This window comes from Pseudomonas sp. CFBP 13710, from assembly GCF_014842235.1.
Classification (GTDB): domain Bacteria; phylum Pseudomonadota; class Gammaproteobacteria; order Pseudomonadales; family Pseudomonadaceae; genus Aquipseudomonas; species Aquipseudomonas baltica.
In genome coordinates this window covers 588,992-609,856 of record NZ_JACYVJ010000001.1, presented here as the reverse complement: position 1 = coordinate 609,856, position 20,865 = coordinate 588,992, and the positions used below count along the sequence as shown (strand labels likewise).

Annotated in this window: 17 protein-coding genes; 13 read left to right on the top strand and 4 right to left on the bottom strand. The window is 62.8% G+C overall.

All coding sequences use genetic code 11. The features are described 5' to 3' along the window. Positions 1–116 precede the first annotated feature (116 nt). Together IFT44_RS02610 and IFT44_RS02605 are read right to left on the bottom strand one after the other, a co-directional pair. Positions 117–1,310, bottom strand: a complete 1,194-nt coding sequence (locus IFT44_RS02610; RefSeq protein ID WP_244652094.1) for an NAD(P)-dependent oxidoreductase — start codon at positions 1,308–1,310, stop codon at positions 117–119. Positions 1,311–1,486: 176 nt separating this feature from the next. Continuing rightward, positions 1,487–2,569 (bottom strand): glycosyltransferase, encoded by a 1,083-nt coding sequence (locus tag IFT44_RS02605; protein WP_192175363.1) that lies wholly within the window; start codon positions 2,567–2,569, stop codon positions 1,487–1,489. A gap of 789 nt (positions 2,570–3,358) precedes the next feature. Between IFT44_RS02605 and IFT44_RS02600 the strand changes: the two genes are divergently transcribed. The 8 genes from IFT44_RS02600 (at position 3,359) to IFT44_RS02565 (ending at position 12,775) form a co-directional block, all read left to right on the top strand. Further along, positions 3,359–4,906 carry an MBOAT family O-acyltransferase gene (locus IFT44_RS02600; protein WP_192175362.1) on the top strand — a complete coding sequence of 516 codons (1,548 nt, stop codon included), beginning with the start codon at positions 3,359–3,361 and terminating at the stop codon, positions 4,904–4,906. 38 nt (positions 4,907–4,944) lie between these two features. Next, positions 4,945–6,867: an HAD-IIIC family phosphatase gene (locus IFT44_RS02595; protein WP_192175361.1), complete on the top strand. Its 1,923-nt coding sequence runs from the start codon at positions 4,945–4,947 to the stop codon at positions 6,865–6,867. After that, a complete protein-coding gene (locus IFT44_RS02590; RefSeq protein ID WP_192175360.1) occupies positions 6,860–7,111 on the top strand; it encodes an acyl carrier protein in 252 nt (83 codons plus the stop codon). The genes IFT44_RS02595 and IFT44_RS02590 overlap by 8 nt, the downstream gene beginning before the upstream one ends. A 3-nt stretch (positions 7,112–7,114) precedes the next feature. Continuing rightward, positions 7,115–8,128, top strand: a complete 1,014-nt coding sequence (locus IFT44_RS02585) for a hypothetical protein (protein WP_122477960.1) — start codon at positions 7,115–7,117, stop codon at positions 8,126–8,128. A gap of 132 nt (positions 8,129–8,260) precedes the next feature. After that, the gene (locus IFT44_RS02580) at positions 8,261–10,627 is read left to right on the top strand and encodes an ATP-binding protein (RefSeq protein ID WP_192175359.1); all 2,367 of its coding nucleotides are present in this window, start codon (positions 8,261–8,263) and stop codon (positions 10,625–10,627) included. 89 nt (positions 10,628–10,716) lie between these two features. Then, positions 10,717–11,121, top strand: coding sequence for an antitoxin Xre-like helix-turn-helix domain-containing protein (locus IFT44_RS02575; RefSeq protein WP_192175358.1), 405 nt, complete (start codon positions 10,717–10,719; stop codon positions 11,119–11,121). Continuing rightward, a complete protein-coding gene (locus IFT44_RS02570) occupies positions 11,115–11,807 on the top strand; it encodes an RES family NAD+ phosphorylase (RefSeq protein ID WP_192175357.1) in 693 nt (230 codons plus the stop codon). Before IFT44_RS02575 ends, IFT44_RS02570 begins: the two co-directional genes overlap by 7 nt. 98 nt (positions 11,808–11,905) lie before the next feature. Beyond that, positions 11,906–12,775, top strand: a complete 870-nt coding sequence (locus IFT44_RS02565; RefSeq protein WP_192175356.1) for an EthD domain-containing protein — start codon at positions 11,906–11,908, stop codon at positions 12,773–12,775. Between the two features lie 68 nt (positions 12,776–12,843). Here the strand turns inward: IFT44_RS02565 and ycaC are convergent, their stop codons facing one another. Together ycaC and IFT44_RS02555 are read right to left on the bottom strand one after the other, a co-directional pair. Then, on the bottom strand, positions 12,844–13,470 hold the full coding sequence (gene ycaC, locus IFT44_RS02560) for an isochorismate family cysteine hydrolase YcaC (RefSeq protein ID WP_122477968.1): 627 nt from the start codon (positions 13,468–13,470) through the stop codon (positions 12,844–12,846). A gap of 114 nt (positions 13,471–13,584) precedes the next feature. Further along, entirely contained in the window at positions 13,585–15,993 is a 2,409-nt protein-coding gene (locus tag IFT44_RS02555; protein WP_192175355.1) for a DUF3772 domain-containing protein, read from the bottom strand. Between the two features lie 237 nt (positions 15,994–16,230). Between IFT44_RS02555 and pstS the strand changes: the two genes are divergently transcribed. The 5 genes from pstS (at position 16,231) to IFT44_RS02530 (ending at position 20,781) form a co-directional block, all read left to right on the top strand. Continuing rightward, a complete protein-coding gene (gene pstS / locus IFT44_RS02550) occupies positions 16,231–17,262 on the top strand; it encodes a phosphate ABC transporter substrate-binding protein PstS (protein WP_122477972.1) in 1,032 nt (343 codons plus the stop codon). Between the two features lie 76 nt (positions 17,263–17,338). Next, complete coding sequence (pstC, locus tag IFT44_RS02545; RefSeq protein ID WP_122477973.1) at positions 17,339–18,304, top strand: phosphate ABC transporter permease subunit PstC; 966 nt, start codon at positions 17,339–17,341, stop codon at positions 18,302–18,304. After that, on the top strand, positions 18,304–19,197 hold the full coding sequence (pstA, locus tag IFT44_RS02540) for a phosphate ABC transporter permease PstA (protein ID WP_122477974.1): 894 nt from the start codon (positions 18,304–18,306) through the stop codon (positions 19,195–19,197). The genes pstC and pstA overlap by 1 nt, the downstream gene beginning before the upstream one ends. Before the next feature lie 76 nt (positions 19,198–19,273). Continuing rightward, positions 19,274–20,035, top strand: a complete 762-nt coding sequence (gene pstB, locus IFT44_RS02535; RefSeq protein ID WP_244652093.1) for a phosphate ABC transporter ATP-binding protein PstB — start codon at positions 19,274–19,276, stop codon at positions 20,033–20,035. A gap of 44 nt (positions 20,036–20,079) precedes the next feature. Next, entirely contained in the window at positions 20,080–20,781 is a 702-nt protein-coding gene (locus IFT44_RS02530) for a hypothetical protein (protein WP_192101958.1), read from the top strand. The last annotated feature ends 84 nt before the right edge of the window (positions 20,782–20,865 follow it).

Here is a 20,865-nt window from a genome sequence, read left to right as displayed (position 1 = left end):
TGCGCTTTTGATCCGCTTTCGCAATGATTCATGCCGAGTCAGCAGTGGTGTTTCGGCAGGCCCGGAAACGCAAAAACCCGCCGAGGCGGGTTCTTGTGGTTGCAGCGGGGCGCGTGTCAGCCCAGGACGGCTTCGGCGCCTGTGAACAGCGGCTGTGCAGCGGAGCGCCCAGTCACCAGGGACAGCTCCTCAACCAGGATGCGTGTACCCCTGCGTTGTTGCAGAACGATGTCCAGCGCGCGGCTGGGCTGCAGCTCGACGTCGTCGAAGGTGATCATCTGGCCCGGCTCGACGGCGCGCTTCATGACCGCGTGGCTCATCAGGCCGATCGGTACGTGGTCCTCGTGACGGTCGATGATCACGCTCTCGCCGCGCAGCTGGAAACCGCCGATGCCGCGGCTGATCAGCTCGCCTGCCGGCATGGCATGCTTGGCGATGGCAGCGACGCCAACGGTGGGGTTGGTCGAGTTGTTCAGCAGAATGCCGCCGCCGTTGAGTACGCGGCGCAGTGTCTTGCCGACCTCCAGCGAACACAGGTGGAAAGGGCGCAGCAGGGCGTAGTAGGGGCCCGCACCCAGCTTGAGGTACTGCAGCGCCTGGCTTTGCACGCGGTCATGGCGACCGACCAGGAACACACCGCCGGCAGCGTAGCCGCTGGGGATCACGTAGTCGACGATCGACTGGCCCAGGCTGTCGGCAAGGGCGCCCAGTATGGCCGAGCTCTCGTCGAGATTGGTCGAAGGCAGGCCTTCCATGCCCTGGCGGGTGATGGTCGCGCCGAAACCGTTGGCCACCAGCGCCTGTTCGATCTGCACCTTGGTGCCGTCGGTGAATGAGGTGGTCTGCTCGATGCTGATGCCCTGACGCGACGACCAATAGGCCATGTCCTCGTGGCTGGGGTTGTGGTTCAGGTAACCCTTCATGTTGCCGTACACCAGCGGTTCGAAGCCCATCATGATGGCCTCTTCACGCAGGGCTGCCAGCGAGCCGGGCTGATCGCCCTCGGCTTCGGTGATGAAACCCTTGCCGGCCAGGTACGAACCGGTGGTCACCTGCAGCTCGGCGTTGACGGTGATGACCCGCAGGCCGGCACTGAAAGCGCGCTCGATCACCACGGTGCCGTGGCACACATCGCCGCTGCATTCGATGATCAGATCACTGTGGTCGATCAGGTCGTCGAGCGAGTTGGTGAGTACGCCGTCCAACGGAAAATTCGCCAGCTCACGCACCGGGCGACGGGTCAGGACCCGCGTCACCTGTACGTCCTTGTAATGTTTGGCCAGAAGCAGAACCAGCGCGCGTGCAATCATGCCGGTACCGCTAACACCGATTCTGGTAACAGTCGTTTTGTCCATGGGGCGCACTCTCGAAAAGTTGAACAGCAGGAAACAGCTAGGCACAGCAGGCCGTCCGCGATCCTTGGTCAGGGACGGCGCCTGGGGTGTGCAGGTCCATCAGGGCAAAGCAAAATCCGGGTAAAACGTCATCAGCGCAGCGGGAACGTCGAACTCATGCCCAGCTTCGAGTTCTCGCCGTCGTGAATGGCTCGCTGCAGCAGCGCCAGGCGATCCTGGGCATTGCGGCGACGAGCGAAGTAAGTCAGCAGCGAATTGAAAATCTTGCGGTTCAGGCGGTACATCAATGGCGATGCCAGCCACACGTGTTTGTCGAACCAGGCCTGGTTGCGCGCCGAGTAGTAGGCGCGAAAGTCCGAGTTGCCCAGCAGGAACGATTCATAGATGTTGCGAGTGTTGGCCTTGTTGTTCCAGGAATCCTCCAGCTCGTCGATGACCGCATCGGTGAGCAGGTAGAGGTGCCCGCCGTTGGCAGTGATACGCCGGGTGTATTCGGTGTCGTCCACGTACAGGACCAACTCGCGGCGCGGCACGCCGATGCTTTCGTACAGGCTGCGATGGCCGAGCATGCCGCCATAAGGCGCGAAGGGCAGGCTGAGCATGGCCGCCGGTTTGCTGCGACGCTTGCCCCAGGGGCGACGGCGCCACAGTTTGTAAGGGATCTGCGCAACGTGGAAACCGAAGTAGCTCGAAGGCCGCTGCGTGGCGAAACGCAGTGGCACGCCCTGGGCGATGTCCTCCTGCTGGCCGGGGCGGAAGCCCAGCACGGCGACCTGGCTGCTGCCGTGCACGCCTTCCAGGCGTTTGAGCTCTGCGTGCAGCAGTTCGACCGCGGCCGGCGTTGGCGTGTTGTCGTCGTCCATCATCCAGATGTACTCGGCGCCATTGGCCAGCGCGGCTTCGATGCCCACTGCGTAACCGTTGGCCGAGCCGCTGTTTTCTGCCAGCTGTATGACCCGCACGCGTCCCGGCCAGCGTTCGGCGAGCTGGTCCACCGGGGCGGTTGCAGCGTTGCTGACGATCAGCACTTCGTCGATTTCTGCAAAGCTCAAGGCATCGCCGACCAATTGCTCGAGGTAACCCAGGCGATCGCCGTAGGTCACGGTAACGATGGTCGTCCCCTCTTTGGGGCTCTTTTGCTCACCCGAGAACACTTCCAGGTAGGAGTAGCCATCAATGAGGATTGTCGAGTGTTGTTGCCGAGTATCGACCATGTGGATGCCTTCGCTTGAAAAGAGGAGGGGGTTTGCACCGCCCGTTGGTTAATGCTTTTTTCCGCGTGCTGCAGCGGAGCGCATTGAAACGAGTTTCAAGCGAGGCGAAAACTCTGCATGTTCTGTACTTGTGCTCGACATTTCTGTGCCCCATTCCATTTCGAGTTCAACTCTGTCAATCCGGATCCGTCAATCAGAAGTTAAAGCTACCGCCGGTCCATGCAACGCAGTGGGCGTGGTGTTTCATTTATTTGAATGGCGCTTTCACCGGAACCGGCTAGACGCTCTTCTTGCCTTCGGAAAGTCTCTGGAACGAGGTTTCATGGGCGTTGAAGCGAATTTAAGGTGGTGCTGGCATGTAAGTCAATGCAGCGAATCATGATTTTTGACAAAAATTTTACATTTGCCTTGTGTTTCTCGTAAGTCATTGATTTATATAGCAGTCAATGTTCTGTCGTGGCCATCTGTCAAGAATCCGTACGCCAAATCAGGCGCGTCAAAAAACTAATTGGCTGTATTTCAACGGCTTTAACAGGGCGGCTTGCGATAAGAACTATCTTCTTATTGGAAGACTTGCGCAGCGCATAAGTTTGCGACATTCTTCTTTCCGTTCGTCAGGGGCAGTGAACTTTCTTCGTGCCCCGTTAAAAGTACCGTTTTCCTACTGCCCCGTTTCATGAACCTGCCACCGGCCGGACATGTGCGTGGGGCGTCTGGCCGTGTGCGCATCTGGACGACCGTTTGTTCCGAAAGACTTTTCAATGTCGCGCCACGTGTGGGGTATTACCGATGTTGTTCAACTCGATGGTCTTCATCGCCGGGTTTCTGCCGGTGGTCTTGCTGGGGTTCTTTCTGCTTGCCGGAACGGGACGCCAGCGCCTGGCTGCCATATGGCTGACTTTGGCGTCGCTGGTGTTCTACGGCTGGTGGAACCCCGCCAACGTCCCTTTGCTGCTGGGCAGCATCGCCTTCAACTATGTACTGGCCGGGCAACTACTGCGTACGCGTTCCAAAGCACTGTTGATCATGGGTGTCAGCGCCAACCTGGCGTTGTTGCTGTATTTCAAATACACCGGTTTTCTGTTCGGAAATATCAACGAAGCGTTTGGTCTGGGCTGGACACTGCAGAACATAACTCTGCCGCTGGCCATCTCGTTCTTCACCTTCCAGCAGATTGCCTACCTGGTCGACACCCATGACGGCGAAGTGGTTGAACATGACTTCGTCAACTACTGCCTGTTCATCACGTTCTTTCCGCATCTGATTGCCGGCCCCATCACTCACCACCGGGAAATGCTCGAGCAGTTTCGCCATGGCGACAACTTTCGTCCGCGGCTGGTCAACCTATCCATTGGCGCCAGCATCTTTCTGATGGGCCTGTTCAAGAAAGTCATCATGGCCGACCCCATGGGCGAGAAGGCCGCTCCGGTATTCGCCATGGCGGCAGACGGAACCGTACCCGCCCTGCACGAGGCCTGGATTGGAGCGTTGAGCTACACCCTGCAGATCTATTTCGACTTTTCCGGTTACACCGACATGGCCATCGGCCTGGGGCTGCTGTTCGGCATCAGCCTGCCGGCCAACTTCAACAGCCCGTTCAAGGCACGCAATGTCATCGACTACTGGTCGCGCTGGCACATGACCCTGACCCGCTTTCTCACCAGCTACATCTACAACCCGATCGTGCTGCGCATCGCCCGTCGACGCATGGCGGCAGGATTGCCGATGCCCAAGCGCGGCAAGATGAGCCTGGGTACGTTCTGCATGGTGGTGGCCTATCCGACCGTGCTGACCATGTTCATTTCCGGCGTGTGGCACGGCGCGGGCTGGCAGTTCGTGGCGTTTGGCCTGGTGCACGGCTTCTACCTGGTGGTGGCACACGGCTGGCGCGCCTGGAAGGCTCGCCGGGGCTGGGCCGTGGACAGTGATCACTGGATGCACCGGATACCGGCCGTGCTGCTGACCTTCACCTGCGTGGTGGTGGCCATGGTGTTCTTCCGCGCGCCGACCCTGGCCAGTGCCCTGGCGGTACTGGGCGGCATGCTCGGCTTGAGCGAGCTGCCGGCACAACTGGCGGCCAACCACCTGCGCAGTCTGATCATGATCGCCGCCTTGCTGGCGTTCGTCTGGACGCTGCCGAATATCCAGCAATGGATGGGCCATTTGCGCACCGCCCTCAACGCCAAGCCGGAGCTTCACTGGTTGCAGCGCCGAGTGCCGGCCAGTGCCTGGCAACCCAGCGCCACCGTTGGCGTGGGGATCGGCGTGCTGGGCTTCTTCGCGCTGGCCACGGCGTTCTCGGTTGCCCCCAGCGAATTCCTTTACTTCCAGTTCTGATCAATCGCCCCGTTCTGATCAATCACAAGGTGCCGACCATGGAACAGTTAGCCTGGCTTGCCCAACACCCCGACCTGGGTGCGGCGATTTCCCACGCCAAGTCGCTGAGCGATCCTCTGGCGCGTCTGTATGAAACGGCGAGGCTGGCCGCCTACCGTCGCGACTTCACCCAGACGCTGCGCCTGGATCGCCTTGCGCAGCAGGGCATCGAGCTGCTCGTTGGTGAAGGTGAACAAACCGTACCGGGCTTCACCGCGTTGCGCATGGCCGTGCTGGCGTCGCATACCGTCGACCATCTGCTGCCGGGTATCCGCGTCGCCGCGCTGCAGCGTCAGGTCGGCGTGTCGGTGTACCTGGCGCCCTATGGCCAGTATCGCCAGGCGTTGCTCGGTGATGATCCCGCGCTGAAGGCGTTTGCCCCGCAGGTCATTCTGCTCGCCCTCGACGCCATGGATTCGCCACCCAGTTGCGCCCTGCATGCCAGTGCCGAAGAGGCCGAAAACGCCGTGCAGGCGCGGGTTGAAGAACTGCGCCTGCTCTGGCGCCAGGCCCGTGCTCGCTACGCTGCGCAGGTCATCCAGCAAACCCTGGTGCCCGCGACCCCGACGCTGTTCGGTCACTTCGACGCGCTGGTGCCAGGCTCGCCGCGCGCCTTGCTCGAACGGCTGAACAACGAGATCCGTCGTGCCGCCCGCGAAGACGGCGTGTTGCTCATGGACCTGGCCTGGAGTGCGGCCGGTGGCCAGTACGGCGACGGCCTGGCCAACCCGGTCCGCTGGCATCAGGCCAAGCAACTGGTGAGTCCGATCTGGGCACCCTTGTACGGCGACCAACTGGCGCGCATCGCTGCCGCGGTGGTGGGTCGCTCGCGCAAGTGCCTGGTGCTGGACCTGGACAACACCCTGTGGGGCGGCGTGGTGGGTGACGACGGGGTCGACGGCCTGTGCCTGGGGCAGGGCAGTGCCACCGGTGAAGCCTTCCTCGCTTTCCAGCAGTACGCGGCGCAGCTGGCGCGCCGCGGTGTGATCCTGGCGGTGTGCAGCAAGAACGACATGCAGGTAGCCGAGGCGGCGTTCGATCATCCGGAAATGGCGTTGAAGCGCAGCGACATCGCCGCCTTCGTGGCCAACTGGGAAGACAAGGCGAGCAACCTGCGGCGCATCGCCGAGCAATTGAACATCGGCTTGGACAGCCTGGTGTTCGTCGACGACAACCCTGCCGAACGCGACATCGTGCGCCGCGAATTGCCCCAGGTGGCGGTGCCGGAGCTGCCCGATGACGTTGCCGACTACCCGGCACGGGTGGCTGCCGCGGGTTACTTCGAGGCCATTGCCTTCACTGCCGACGACAGCGCCCGTGTCCAGACCTACCGGGCCAACGGCGAACGCCAGGCGGCGCTGGGTCAGGCCACCGACATGGCCGGTTACCTCAAGGGCCTGGAAATGGTCATGCAGGCCCGCCCCATAGGTGCTGCGGAGCTGGCGCGGGCGACGCAACTGATCAACAAGACCAACCAATTCAACCTCAGCACGCGGCGCTACAGCGAGGTGCAGGTGCAGCAGATGGCCGACACCCCAGGCGCGGTCGCCTTGAGCCTGCGCCTGACCGATAAATTCGGCGACAACGGTCTGATCAGCGTGGTGCTGGCGCGCCCCGACACGAGCTGCGCCGACGACGAGCTGTTCATCGACACCTGGCTGATGAGCTGCCGCGTGCTGGGGCGCCAGGCCGAACAGGCGGCCCTGCAGGTACTCGCCCAACATGCCACCGCCGCCGGCTACAGCACATTGATCGGCGAATACCGCCCCAGCGAGCGCAACGCGATGGTCGCCGACCATTATCCGCAACTGGGCTTCGTCCCTGCGCCGAACCCCGATGTCGATTCGCCTGCCACGCTGTGGCGTTACCCACTGACTGCGTCCTCCACCTTCAATCACCATATCGAGATCCGCCATGACTGAAACCACAACCGTGTTGCACGAACTGACCCACCTGTTCCGTGACTTGTTCGACGACGAAGGCCTGGTGCTGAGCAGCGACACCACGGCCGATCAGGTCGAGGGCTGGGACAGCCAGATGCACGTGATGCTGATCGTCGCCGCCGAGCAGCGCTTCGGCATCAAGTTCCGCACCGCGGAACTGGAGTCGTTGCGCAACGTCGGCCAATTCACTCAGTTGATCGAAAGCAAACTTTCCGGGAGTTGACCGATGCAAACGACCGCACAGCCACACGCATCGCCGCCTGCGGGCGCCGCGATGGGCCCTGCCTACCTGATCTGGATGGGTGTCGGGCTGTTCGGCAGTCTGGCGCTTTTCGCCGGCTTGATTCTGGGGCTGCGCGCCACCGGCAACCTGCCGCCGCCGGCGTTTTCCAACAGCCTGTGTGCGGACGAAAAGCTCTCGTTCATGCGTGAGCACCCGGCGCAGGCGCCGAACCTGCTGGTGGTGGGTTCGTCGGTCGCGTGGCGGCACTTCGACGGCCAGACGGTCGCCGACAAGGCCCCTGGGGTGCGGCCTCTCAATGGTGCGTTCTGCGGACTGCGCGCCAACCAGGCGGTGTACGTCGCCAACTGGCTGCTGGACCGCGAAACCACCGTCGAGCAAGTGCTGATGATCGTCGACCCACTGGACTTCGCGGGTTGCAGCACGGTTGCCGCGGCCGTGTTCGACCGCCGCGACGCCGATGCCTATGTGTACGGACAGGGCTCGGCCTGGCTGCCCTACATGCGCTACTTCACCCCCGGCTCGCTGCTGCGCAACGCACGCACGGTCAAGGCCCAGCGCGCCGGGCAGGTCGAGTTCGACCCGTTGGTGTTCAACCGTTACGGCGACGGGCCGCTGGACACCCGCAATTCTCGCGCGCTGCTGTACGGCCAGCCCGACGCGCTCGACCCGACCTGCTTCGCCGCGCTCGACAGCCTGGCCCAGCGTCTCAAGCGCGAAGGGCGGCCTTTGACCGTGGTGGCGACTCCGCTGCATCCGCAGTGGAAGGCCGAACACGATGGCGACGGTCGCCTGCTGGCCGCGTTCGACAGTGCCCTGCGCCAGACCCTGGATCGCAGTGGCGCGCAGTTGTGGAACGCCGATACCGAATACCAGGTCAGCGAAACCGCCTTCGTCGATGCCATTCACTTGCGCTGGAGCGCGGCTCAGGCGCTGTCCGTCGACCTTGCGGCGCGCCTGGCGCCGGTTGCCGAGGTGGCGGTGGTGCAACGCCAATAGCCGTCGCCACGGGCTGTTGGGAGGGGAGCTTCGGCGCTGAAAATAACCGTTCACATTCCCCCGAAACGTTAAAAACCTGTCATGTCTCGGCCCTGCTAGTCTGCCCGTACGCACCCCACGGACAGCTGCACCATGAAGGCTTGGGCCGTTCCCCTGATCGCGCTGTGCTACAGCGCTTCGCTCGACGCTCGAACGCTGGCGTTGACCGAGGCCGAGCGCGGCTGGATTCGTGACCACCCGGTGGTGGAGTATGCGGTGGATCCCTACTGGCCCATCGAGTACGTGGAAAATGGCCAGCATCAGGGGCTGACCCGTGACTACATCGATCATATCCAGCGCACCACCGGCCTGCGTCTGGTCCGCGTGCCCAGTCCCGACTGGCAGGCGACGCAGCAGGGCCTGGCCAGCGGCCGACTGATGCTGGCTTCGGCAGTGTCCGAGCGTTTGCTCGACGCACAGCCACGCAGCCAGTTGTTGTTGAGCCAGCCGTATTTCTTTGGCGCGACGGTGGCGATCACCCGCGCCGGCAAGCCCATGCTGTTCACTGCCGGCCGCCTGGCAGGGCAGACCGTGGCGGTGAAAGGCGGTGGTGGCTATGAACACTACCTTCGCCAGCACCATCCCGACGTTCGCCTGCTGTTGCTCGGTGATGCCGAACAGGCCCTGGCCGCGGTGGCCGAACAACGCGCCGACGTGGCAATCGGTCTGGACGCCGTGCTGCAACCGGTGTTGCGCCGCAAATATGCCGGTCGCCTGCACCTGGCCGGCGTGGTGGCCGACATGCCGGTGGTGCTGGCCATGGGCGTGACACCCAGCGAGCCGCTGTTGCGCGCCATCGTCGACAAGGCGCTGGACAGCCTCACCTCCAAGGCCACCGATGACATCTATGACCGTTGGTTGGCGCAGACCGATTTCGGCGCACCCACCTGGCAGACCCTGGCGCAGTATTACTGGCTGGAAATCGTCGTCGGACTCGGGCTGTTGCTGCTGCTCGCCACGCTGGTCCGCCGCGCTCGCGTGGCGCAACGCCGCGCGCAACGCAGCGAACGGCGCATGGCGCGCTTTTTGGCCATGCTCGGCCACGAGATTCGCACGCCGATGAATGCGGTGCTGTCGGCCATCGAACTGTTGTCCCGCAGCCACCTGGGTGCCCGTGAACAACAGTGGGTTGGCCTGGCCAACGATTCGGCCGTGAACCTGCTGGAGCTGCTCGACGACATTCTGGAGATCACGCGCCTGGACGCCGGCGCGGTACGTCTGCACCTGCAGCCCACCGACCTGGCCGCGTTGGGCCGCAGCGTCGCCGAGCTGTACCGCCTGGAAGCCGAGCGTAAAGGCCTGCGCCTGGATTACCGCGCGCTGGGGTTCGATCACACGCTGCTCGGAGTCGATCGCCTGCGCGTGCGGCAGATTCTCACCAACCTGCTCTCCAATGCGGTCAAGTTCACCCACCATGGCCAGGTCAGCCTGGCCCTCGAATGCCGCCCCACGGCCAGTGGCGCAGGCGGGTGGCTGGAGATCCGCGTCAGCGACAGTGGTGTCGGCATCGCGCCGGATCGCCACAACGCTGTGTTCGAAGCATTCACCCAGGCCAATGGCAGCACGACCGAGCGCTACGGGGGCAGCGGCTTGGGTCTGGCCATCTGCCGCGAGCTGATCCAGCTCATGGGTGGCAGCATCGCCCTGCACAGCGAAGTGGGCTGCGGCACCGTAATCAGCTGCCGGTTGCCGGTGACGCTGCAAGCGCTGTCGCCGACACTGGAAACGGCGCTGCCTGCCGCTGCGGTGGACACGTTGGTGGCGCTGCGCAAGACGGTACTGGTGGTCGAAGACCATGTGCTCAATCAACGCGTCATCGCCCAGCAACTGGAATTGCTGGGCTACCGCTGCGAAGTGGTCGGGAGTGGTACGCAGGCCCTGGGCACCCTCAGTGCGCATGACGCTTTGGGTCTGGTATTGCTGGATTGCCAGCTGCCGGACCTCGATGGCTACGCACTGGCCCGCAAGATCCGGCAGATACCCGGCGGCTACGGGCACGTTCCCATCGTCGCCATTTCCGCCGCCAGTGATCCCGAGCACGTGCAGCGCTGCTATGCCAGCGGCATGAACGATGTGTTGCTCAAGCCCTTGCAGTTGTCGGAGCTGGCACGGGTCTGCGGCCAGTTCCTGAGGGTCGCCGAGCGATCGGTGGCGCCGCTTGCGCCGGCACTCGATGCAGCGACCCGGCGAACGATTGAGCAGCTTCTGCTAACGACCTGTCGAGACGATTTGCGCGAGCTGACCCAGGCCTTGCAGGAGCAGCGCCTGCAGGCGGCCATCGGCCTGGCCCATCGCATGGAGGGGGCCGCGCGCATGGCGGGCGCGCTGATGCTGGCCGATGCCGCAGAGCACCTGCAGCAGCGCCTGGAGGCGTGGCCGCTGCCGCGCGAAGCCTGGCAGCACGGGGTGGATGAGGTCTACCGGGCACTGGATGACATCGACAAGCTGCCATCGCGCTGAGCTTATATCCGGACATAAAGTGCGAAGATTGATTCTACAGACCTATAAGTGCTAATATCTGCTCTGTAGATCAGAAAAAGGGCCTGACCATGACTGCCTCGCTGCAAACCGCCGAGTTCACCCGCGACCAATGCGTGGCGGGTCTGCGCACCGCCTTGCGCATTCTGGACAAATGGAATGCGTCGGGCGAGCAGGCCTGCAAGATCCTGCGCATCTCGCGCAGCACCTATAGCCGTGGCCGGCAGGGCGATGCCCAATGGTCGGTGAGCCTGGACATGGACCAGGTGCATCGCATCAGCTTCGTTCTGAACATTCACGCGGCCTTGCGCACGATCTTCGATAACCCGGAAAACGTTTATGGCTTTGCCAACATGGAGAACGCCAACGCTTTCTTCAACGGCCGCAAACCGCTCGAGGTGATGGCCCAGGGCGACTTCATCTCACTCTACGAAACCTTTCGTCGAGTGGACGCCTTGCGTGGCGCGCAATGGTGACGGCCACTCGATTGCCTACCGTGGCCGGTGCTGCCGTGCAGGCTTATCGCCTGGTGAATTCGCGGTTTCCGCCCATCGCGCTGTTCGACGATGTCGCCGATGCCGATGAGTTCGACATGCTCTATCGGCTCCAGGCGCTGACCAATCCCAGGCTGCAGAACGAGGTCGGCGCATTGCAGCTGATCCCCCTGGATCAGATTCCGTTCGGCATCGTGGGTTGTTCCTACGCCACGGCGCCGTTCACCCATGTGAATGCCGATGGCTCGCGCTTCAGTGATGGCAGCTATGGGGTGCTGTACCTGGCCGATACGGTGGAGACGGCGATTGCCGAAGTGCACCACCATCAAAACCGCTACTGGGCAAAGGTGGCCGGCTTGAACTACGAGCGTTTCGTCTTCCGCAGCCTGGTCTGCGCTTTCAATGATGCCGCTTGCCGCGATGCCACCGGGCTGTCGTTGCAAGACCCGGTCTATGCCCCGGACGACTATAGCGCCGCCAATGCGCTGGGTGCGCACGTTCGGCAACTGGGCGCCACGGGCTTGCTCTACCACTCGGTACGCTCGCCGGGCAACCATTGCTGGGCATTGATGACGCCCAGGCCTGTTGCCTCGATCATTCAGGCGGGGCACTACGAAATGATCTGGAACGGCGGGATCACCAGCGTCAACCGGATTTCCAATCCCTAGCGGCGTACCGTTCGCCCGTCATTGCACCCAGTCAGGTTGAACCCGTGCTGCGTCACCGGGCTCTGAACAGACACTGTTTTCAATCCCACGGGTGCCCCATGATCCAAATCAACAGCTACACCACCGTCAAACGTCGACCACGGGTACCGCACGACATATTCGCCCACTACTGGCGCGACGTGCATGGTCCGCTGTGCGCACGGCTGCCGGGATTGGGCCTGTACATCCAGCACCATCTTTCCCGCGAGCAGGATGCCCATCTGTGGCCGCTGGCCGAAGGTATCCAGGAAATCAGCGACTACGAGCTCGACGGCGGGGTAGAGATCGGTTTCCTGTCTGCGGCTGACCAGAAGCAGTTCCAGGACGCCAGCTCGCTGTTGTTCAGCGACGAACAGAACATGTTCGAGGAAACCCTGGCCTATGATCTGCCCGAAGGCTCGATCAATCTGGTCAACCGCACCGGCGACGAAGTCATGAATGGCCTGGATCAGGCCGATCGCATTCACCTGCACCTGAGCCCGCGCGGCACCCTGGAAAGCCTGCATCAGTACCTGCGCGACAAGCTGGGCCCGCTGCTGGCAGCCAGCGATGCGGTGCTCAAGGTGCGCCTGCACCTGTGTGCGCCCTTCGAGAACGATGGCATGCACCCACCGGCCCCGGATGTGGCGCACAAGGCGACACCGGTGCGGGCACAGCTGGCCGTGCTGGAGATCGCCTTCGCCAGCCCGCTGGCGCGTCGACGGTTTTACCAGAGTGACGAGTTCCAGCAATCGCAGGCCGAGCAGGCTCGGCATATTGCCCAGCTCAAGGCGTTCGCGGTGTCCGGGGTGTACACGTACGTGCATGACGGCAAGATCACCACCGCAGGCCTGCGTGGCAGCCGTGCCGCAGAATTGATCGATTACCTGGGCGCCACCAACCAGCTGACGTCGGATGTAAGCGCGTTGTTCCTACAGCATTCGAGCTGAAAACCCGAACCCCGGATGCACGAACGCTCCTCCTCGGCCCTATGCCGAGGAGGAGCGTTTTTTTTGCCTTACTTGTTGGCCAGCGCCGAGTAGCTGTTCATCAGGTTGCGATAGTTGGGAATGCGCTGGGACAGCAGGTTGCCCAGGCCCTCGATGTCGTTGCGCCAGTCGCGGTGCAGCTCGCAGGCCACCGAGAACCAGTTCATCAACTGTGCGCCCGCTGCCGACATCCGTGCCCAGGAAGCCTGCTGCACGGTGTGGTTGAAGGTGCCGGACGCATCGGTGACGACGAACACCTCGAAGCCCTCGGCTAGCGCCGACAGGGTCGGGAATGCGACGCAAACGTCGGTGACCACGCCTGCGATGATGATCTGCCGGCGGCCGGTGGCCTTGATGGCGGCCACGAAGTCTTCGTTGTCCCAGGCGTTGATCTGGCCCGGCCGCGCAATGTAGGGCGCGTCCGGGAACATTTCCTTGAGCTCTGGCACCAGCGGTCCGTTCGGGCCCTGTTCGAAGCTGGTGGTGAGGATGGTCGGCAGCTCGAAGAACTTGGCCAGGTCGGCCAGGGCCAGAACGTTGTTCTTGAACTCGTTCGGCGTGAAGTCCTGCACCAGCGAAATCAGGCCGGTTTGATGGTCGACGAGCAGAACTACGGCATCGTCTTTGTTCAGGCGGTTGTAGGTCGTGTGGGTCATGGTCGGGTCCTCTCGGTTCGCTGGGGGTGTGTTGGAACTGAGGCTAGACTAGCTTCGACCTGAGGGAGGATAAATCGGGTGGACAGCGTTTCACTGTCCACTACCGGGTGACAATCAGCTGATCGAGCCATTCTCCGGCGCCGGGCTGGCTTCGCCTTTTTCGTTGATCAGCAGCATGCTCTGTGGCGCCGAAAGCGCTACGCCCATGGTGCGCAGGCGGTCGAGGATGGTGAACAGCAGGTCACTGCGCGCGGTTCCCACCGAACGCGGGCTGTTGACGAAGCCGCTGACGCTGATCAGCAGGCCAGCGCTGGTCAGGTCCTTGAAGGTGACCGACGGAGCCGGCTCGGCCAGGACCGCTTCGTGCTCGGCATAGGCAGTCATCAACAGCTCGCGGATTTTCAGCACGTCGGTGTCCAGCGGCAGGGTGAGGGTGATGCCCACCACGCCCAGCGCGTTGCCCATGGTCACGTTGCGCACGTTCTGGGTAATGAACTGCGAATTGGGCACGATCACCGTCGAGCGGTCGCCCATCTGGATTTCCGTGGCGCGTACGTTGATGCGGCGGATATCCCCCTCCACGCCAGCCAGGCTGACCCAGTCGCCGACCTTGACCGGCCGCTCGGTGAGCAGGATCAATCCGGAGATGAAGTTCTGCACGATTGCCTGCAGGCCAAAGCCGATACCGACCGACAGCGCGCTGACCACCCAGGTCAGGTTGGTCAGGCTGATGCGCAGCGTCGACAGCACTGCGATGCCCAACAGCACGAAGCCGATGTAGCCGACCAGGGTCACCAGCGAGGCGCGCATGCCGGCGTCCATGTTGGTTTCCGGCAGCAGCCGATCCCCCAGCCAGTTCTTCAGGACGCGGATACTGAACAGGCCGCCAACCAGCAACAGCACGGCAATCAGGATATCGCCCGGCACGATGTTGAAGGCGCCGAGGGATTTGCTGCCCACGTCCAGCCGGGCGAAGCTGGCCAGCAGTTCGCTGGGGTTCGACCCCGACGGCATGAAGGCCAGAATCAGCGCAACGCACAGCAGCAAGGTTCGGCCCACGCCGGCCAGCAGGGTGCTGGCCTGGGCCTGATGCCGTGGCGACAAGCCGAGCATGGCCCCCAGAGCCTGGCCGCCGGACTGCTTGGGCGAGAGCAGGGTTTCGCAGATGTCGACGAAGAACACCGTCAGCAGGTACGCGGTCGAGGTGACCAGGCTGATCCACAGCAACTTGACGGTCAGTACATAGGCCAGCGTCAGGTAACCGCTCAACAGCCCGAGCACGATGATGCCGATCCACACCGAGAGGATGAACGGGATCAGGCCGACGAAGCCTGCGGTGCGCTCGAGGGCGAAGCGGCGACGGGTCTGGCGCACACGCACCAGGCCGTAGACGAAGATCGACGCCACCAGCAGCGCAGTCAGGCCGTTGACCGCAACCGACAGTGCCAGGCTGCTGGCGATCACCCTGTTGATCCGTTCGAAGGTGCCGGTGAACATCAAGGCCAGGGCGAGCACGGCTGGCAGGTTGCCAATGGCGCTGGCGATCGGGTCGGGAATGTTGGGCAGGCGCCAGGACGGGTTGGGCAGCATCAGCAGGGCGCGGCCCATGCCGACGATGAAGGCGCAGAACAGGATCAGCGTCTGCACCTGTTCGATCAGGTTCAACACATTGGCGCTGGGTTGCGAATGGCTGACGATGCCCCACTGCAGCAGCGAGGTCGCTGCGCTGATGGTCAGCACCGTGGTCAGCCCGGTGGCCATGGCCAGCGTACTGCGGCGCAACCGACCTTCGGGGAACCAGCGAATCATGGCCCGCACCAGCAGTCGCTCGATCAGCCGTCGGGCCACCACCCATATCAGCAGGGCGCCCAGCACGATCGTGATGAACGTGCCGCGCGAGCCGGGTGCCAGGGCGCTGTCGAAGACTTGAGAGACGTCCTGCCAGAGGCTGCCCAGCTTTCTGACGTCGTCATCGGTGGGCTGGATCAGGCTGGACCAGAACGCGGAACTCAACGGGCTGGCGGACCGGGTGCTGATCTGGGTGTCCAGCAGGTTGCGCCGCAGGTTGAGGATCTGGATCGCCAGGTCACCGGCCGAGGTACTCAACGCCGTGGTATCGGCCTGGTCGGTGGTCAACGCCTTCTTCTGGTTGGTCAGCGTGCGGCGCTGGGCCGTCAGGGTCTGCGGCTCCTCCGGTTGCGCTGCGCCAAGTACGTTGAGCTGGTCATCCAGATGCCCCATGTCCACGCCCTGGCGAGCCAGCAACGCATCGGCCTGACGCTGCACCTGCAGCGCTGCCTGGCGCAGGCTGGCAAGCAGGTCGTCGTTGGCGGCAGTCGAGACCTTCTGGCGAATCTGGTCGAGCTGGTCGCTGAGCTGTGCGGGTGTGGCCAGCACTTCGACCGGGGCGCTGGCGGTATTGGCCGGCGGTGCCGGGGCGGGCTCGGCATGGGCGGGCAGGGTGGCCCACAGGCACAGGGCCAGCAAGCCCATGCACCAACGGTTGATCATGGAATGCCGCATGTTCGGATTCTCTTTGAGCGGTTGCCAGCTCCGGCGAGCAACCAGGCGTAAAAATGATGAAGGCCTGAGCCATGGCAACAGGCATCGCCTGCGCTGGCGCCGGGCGAGGTTACAACAACTCGATGAGATTTACGCACGCGTCGTCCGCGAAAGAGTCACTGCCGGTCGTCGGATTCATCAAACCGTAACAAAAGCTGTGCACAGTTCCGTTGCCCTTTATCTCAGTGAGTTCCTTAGATGAAAAGTTTGATGAAGTCTGCCGCGCTCGCCGTCGCCGTTTCGCTCAGCGCCAGCTCCATGGCCTTCGCTGCCGAAAGCGTGCGGCTGACCGGCTCCGGCGCCAGCTTTCCGGCCCCGATCTACCTCACCTGGTTCAAGGACTTCAGCAAGAAAACCGCTGGCGTTACCGTTGACTACCAGTCCAAAGGGAGCGGTGCGGGCGTACAGGACTTTTTGAACAAGACCGTCGATTTCGCTGCCAGCGACTCGGCCATGAAAGATGAAGACATCGCCAAGGTGGCCGAAGGCGCGCAACTGCTGCCGATGACCGCGGGCGAAATCGTCCTGGCCTACAACCTGCCGGGCAGCCCCAAGGGCCTGAAACTGCCGCGTGAAGTCTACTCCAACATCTTCCTGGGCAAGATCACCAAGTGGAACGATCCGCAGATCGTCGCTGCCAACCCGGATCTGAAACTCACCGACATGCCCATCACCGTGGTCGTGCGCGCCGACTCCAGTGGCACCACCGCAGTGTTCACCAAGCACCTGGCAACCATCAACCCGGCGTTCAAGCAGACCCTGGGCGAGGGCAACACCGTCAACTGGCCTGCCAGTGACAAGTTCATCAAGTCGCCCAAGAACGACGGCGTGACCGCCACCGTTCGCCAGACCCCTGGCGCGATCGGCTACATCGAGTATGGCTTCGCCAAACTGGCCAAGGTCGACTTCGCCGAACTGCAGAACAAGGCCGGCAAGTACGTGGTACCGAATGCCGAAAGCGGTGCCGAGGCCCTGGCCGCGGTGAAGATGCCGGAAAACCTGGTGGCCTGGCTGCCGGATCCAGAAGGTGAGAAGTCCTACCCGATCACCACCTACACCTGGATGATCTTCCGCAAGCAGAACGAAGATCCGGCCAAGGCCAAGGCCATGCGCGACATGATCGAGTACAGCCTGACCGAAGGCCAGAAGATCGCCGATTCGATGGGCTACATCCCGCTGCCGCCGTCGGTTGTGGAGCAGGTTCGCAAAGCCAGCGCCAATATCCAGTGACATGCGCGAGACCTCTCCCGTCCTGGCTTCGCTGCCGGGTCGGGCGAGGTCTACTTCCACACCCCGGAATTAATCAATGAACAGCCCTTTCGTTGTACCGGATAACCCGGACTCAGCCTGCCAGCCGCCTTCGACGAAGGACTTTCTGGTCGATCGCACGTTCCGTGCGCTTGCGCGCGTCGGTGTGGTGCTGATTCTGGCCGTGGTATTTGCCCTGGTATTCGAAGTAGGGCGCAAGGCACTGCCCGGCATGGAAAAACACGGCTTCGACGTGCTGTTCGGCACCGTGTGGGATGTCAACCAAGGCAAGTACGGCATTCTCCCGGCCATCTGGGGCACGCTGTACAGCGCCTTGATCGCCCTGGTCATCGCCGGTTTCTTCGGCATCAGCATGGCGATCTTCCTGACCCAGGATTTCCTGCCTGCCAAGCTGGCGGCGGTATTCCGCACAATCGTCGAACTGCTCGCGGCCATTCCAAGCGTCGTCTACGGCCTGTGGGGCATCTATGTGGTGATTCCGGCCATCCGCCCGCTGACCACCTGGCTGCACACCGAACTGAGCTGGATTCCCTTTTTCGGCACATCACTGAGCGGGCCCGGGCTGCTGCCGGCTGCGCTGGTGCTAGCCATCATGATTTTGCCAACCATCGCCGCGGTGTCCCAGGACGCCCTGACCGCCGTGCCGATGAAAACCAAGCAAGCCGCCTACGGCATGGGTACCACCCACTGGGAAGCGATCCTGAAGGTCATGGTGCCCTCGGCGGCAACCGGTATCTTCGGTTCGCTGGTACTGGGCCTGGGTCGAGCCCTGGGTGAAACCATGGCCCTGGCCATGCTGGTGGGCAACGCCAACAACATCTCGCTGTCGCTGTTCGCTCCGGCCAACACCCTGGCAGCGCTGTTGGCACTGAACTTCCCGGAGGCCGGGCCCAGCGAGATCGAAGTGCTGATGTACGCGGCACTGGTGTTGATGCTGATCACCCTGATCGTCAACCTCATCGGCTCCATGCTCATGGTCTACGCGCAACGGGGTAGCAAATAATGACAAGCCTGAGTACTCCTACCGCCGCGTTGCCCAGCCTGCAGCGCAAGTTCGAAGGCCGCGCCCTGCGCAGCCTGGTATTGACCACACTGGTCTGGAGCGGCGCGCTGATCGCCAGCGTGCCCCTGCTGTCGGTGCTGTACATGTTGATCACCCGTGGCGGCGCGCGCCTGAGCCTGGAAGTGTTCACCGAGCTGCCACCGACCGGTTTCGAAACCGGCGGCGGCTTCGGCAACGCCATGGCCGGCACCTTCGTGATGGTCGGTATCGCGGCGGCGATCGCAGTACCTGTCGGCATCATGGCAGCGGTGTTCCTCGCCGAGCTTGGGCCCGACAGCAAACTGGCCAACGCCGCGCGGTTCGCGGCGAAGATGCTCACCGGCCTGCCGTCGATTCTGGCCGGGGTGTTCGCCTACGCGCTGGTGGTGATGACTACCGGTACCTATTCCGCGCCTGCGGGCGGGGTGGCCCTGGCCGTGCTGATGCTGCCGATCGTGGTGCTGACCGCCGAGGAGTCCATGAAGATGGTGCCCAAGGTGATGAAGGACGCCGCTTATGGCATGGGTTGCACGCGCTCGCAGGTGATCTGGAAGATCATCCTGCCCACCGGCATGCCGGCGATCCTCACCGGGGTCATGCTCGCCGTGGCACGGGCTGCGGGCGAAACCGCTCCGCTGTTGTTCACCGCGCTGTTCAGCAACTACTGGATCTACCACGAAGGCAACCTGGCGGTGATGAACCCCACCGCGTCGCTGGCCGTGCTGATCTACAACTTTTCCGGCATGCCCTTCGACAACCAGTTGGAGCTCGCCTGGGCGGCCTCCCTCGTGTTGGTGATGATCGTGCTGTTTGTGAACATTGTCAGTCGTGTTTTCGGCAAGCCCAAGTTCTGAGAATGGGAGCACCTATATTGTGAGTGTACTATCCGTGCAAAAAGCCGTCCCGTTCGCGACCCAGGCACCTGTGGTCATGGACTGCAAGCTCGACAAGATTTTCTACGGCAACTTCATGGCCGTGCGCGACAGCCACGTACCGATCGAGAAGAACAAGATCACCGGCTTCATCGGTCCCTCGGGTTGTGGCAAGAGCACCGTGCTGCGCAGCCTGAACCGCATGAACGACCTGGTGAAGGGCTTCCGTTTCGAAGGCCACGTGCATTTCCTCGGCCAGGACGTGTATGGCAAGGGCGTGGATCCGGTGGTGGTGCGCCGTTACATCGGCATGGTCTTCCAGCAGCCCAACCCGTTTTCCATGAGCATTTTCGACAACGTCGCCTTCGGTCTGCGTCTGAACCGCTACAAGGGCGACCTGGGTGATCGGGTCAAGCATGCGCTGCAGGGCGCGGCGCTGTGGGACGAGGTCAAGGACAAGCTCAAGGTCAGCGGCCTGTCGCTGTCCGGCGGCCAGCAGCAACGCCTGTGCATCGCCCGCGCGATTGCCACGGAGCCTGAAGTGCTGCTGCTCGACGAACCCTGCTCGGCCCTCGATCCGATCGCCACGCGCCGCGTCGAAGAGCTGATGGTGGAGCTCAAGAAGGACTACACCATCGCGCTGGTCACCCATAACATGCAGCAGGCAATACGCGTCGCCGACACCACCGCGTTCTTTTCGGTGGACATTTCCCAGGGGACCCGCACCGGCTACCTGGTGGAGATGGGCTCGACTGCGCAGATCTTCGAAAACCCGCGCGAACAGATGACTGGCGACTACATCAGCGGCAAGTTCAGCTAGCCAGCGGCAGGATGCCGTTTCACCCATCGAGTCCAGGAATATTCATGTCTGCAACGCGTCGTCTTGATCTGCCCGCCATCGAAGAAGCCCTGCGCGAAGTGCAGGGCCGCTTCGCCGAGCTCAGCGAGCACTTCACCGAGCAGCGTGATCCGTTGACGGACGAGGTGGTGGAGAACGTCCTGGCCGGCTATGCCCTGGTCGACGAATACGTGGCAGCAGGGGTTGACCTGTTCGACCTGCAACAGGTCAACCTGATGCTGGAAATCAATGCCACGGTGCTGTGCGGGCGTGACCCGGCGCGGCGTGTGGAGTTTGCCCAGCATCTGGCCGCCACCGAAGAGCATTTCTTCAACAACACCGAAGGTGGCATCAAGGATCTGCACAACTGGTACTGCACGTACCGCAGCGAGTCGGTGTGGAAGCGCGCCGCCGGCGTCTACGTGCGCATCCTCAGCAAGCCGCAGCTGTTCATCGAAGGCAACAACCGCACCGGTTCGCTGATCGTCAGCTATCTGCTGATCCGCGCCGGGCTACCGCCTTTCGTGCTGTCGTTGGATAATGCGCAGGGTTATTTCAACCCTTCGTCGGTGATCCGCAACTCCGCCAAGCATGGCGTCAAGGCGCTCTACGAATTGCCCAAGATCAAGAAGAAATACGCCGCCTTCCTCGAAGAGCAGGCACCGGACCCGAAGAAATTCTTCCTCAGCCACAAGCAGCTGGCGTTGCACGAGGGCAGGGGTCGATGAACCAGACACACCGCGCTGACCGATGCGACCGCAGCGCTTCAACCCAAACGTCGCCCAATCCGATGTGGCAAGCGATCACAGGTC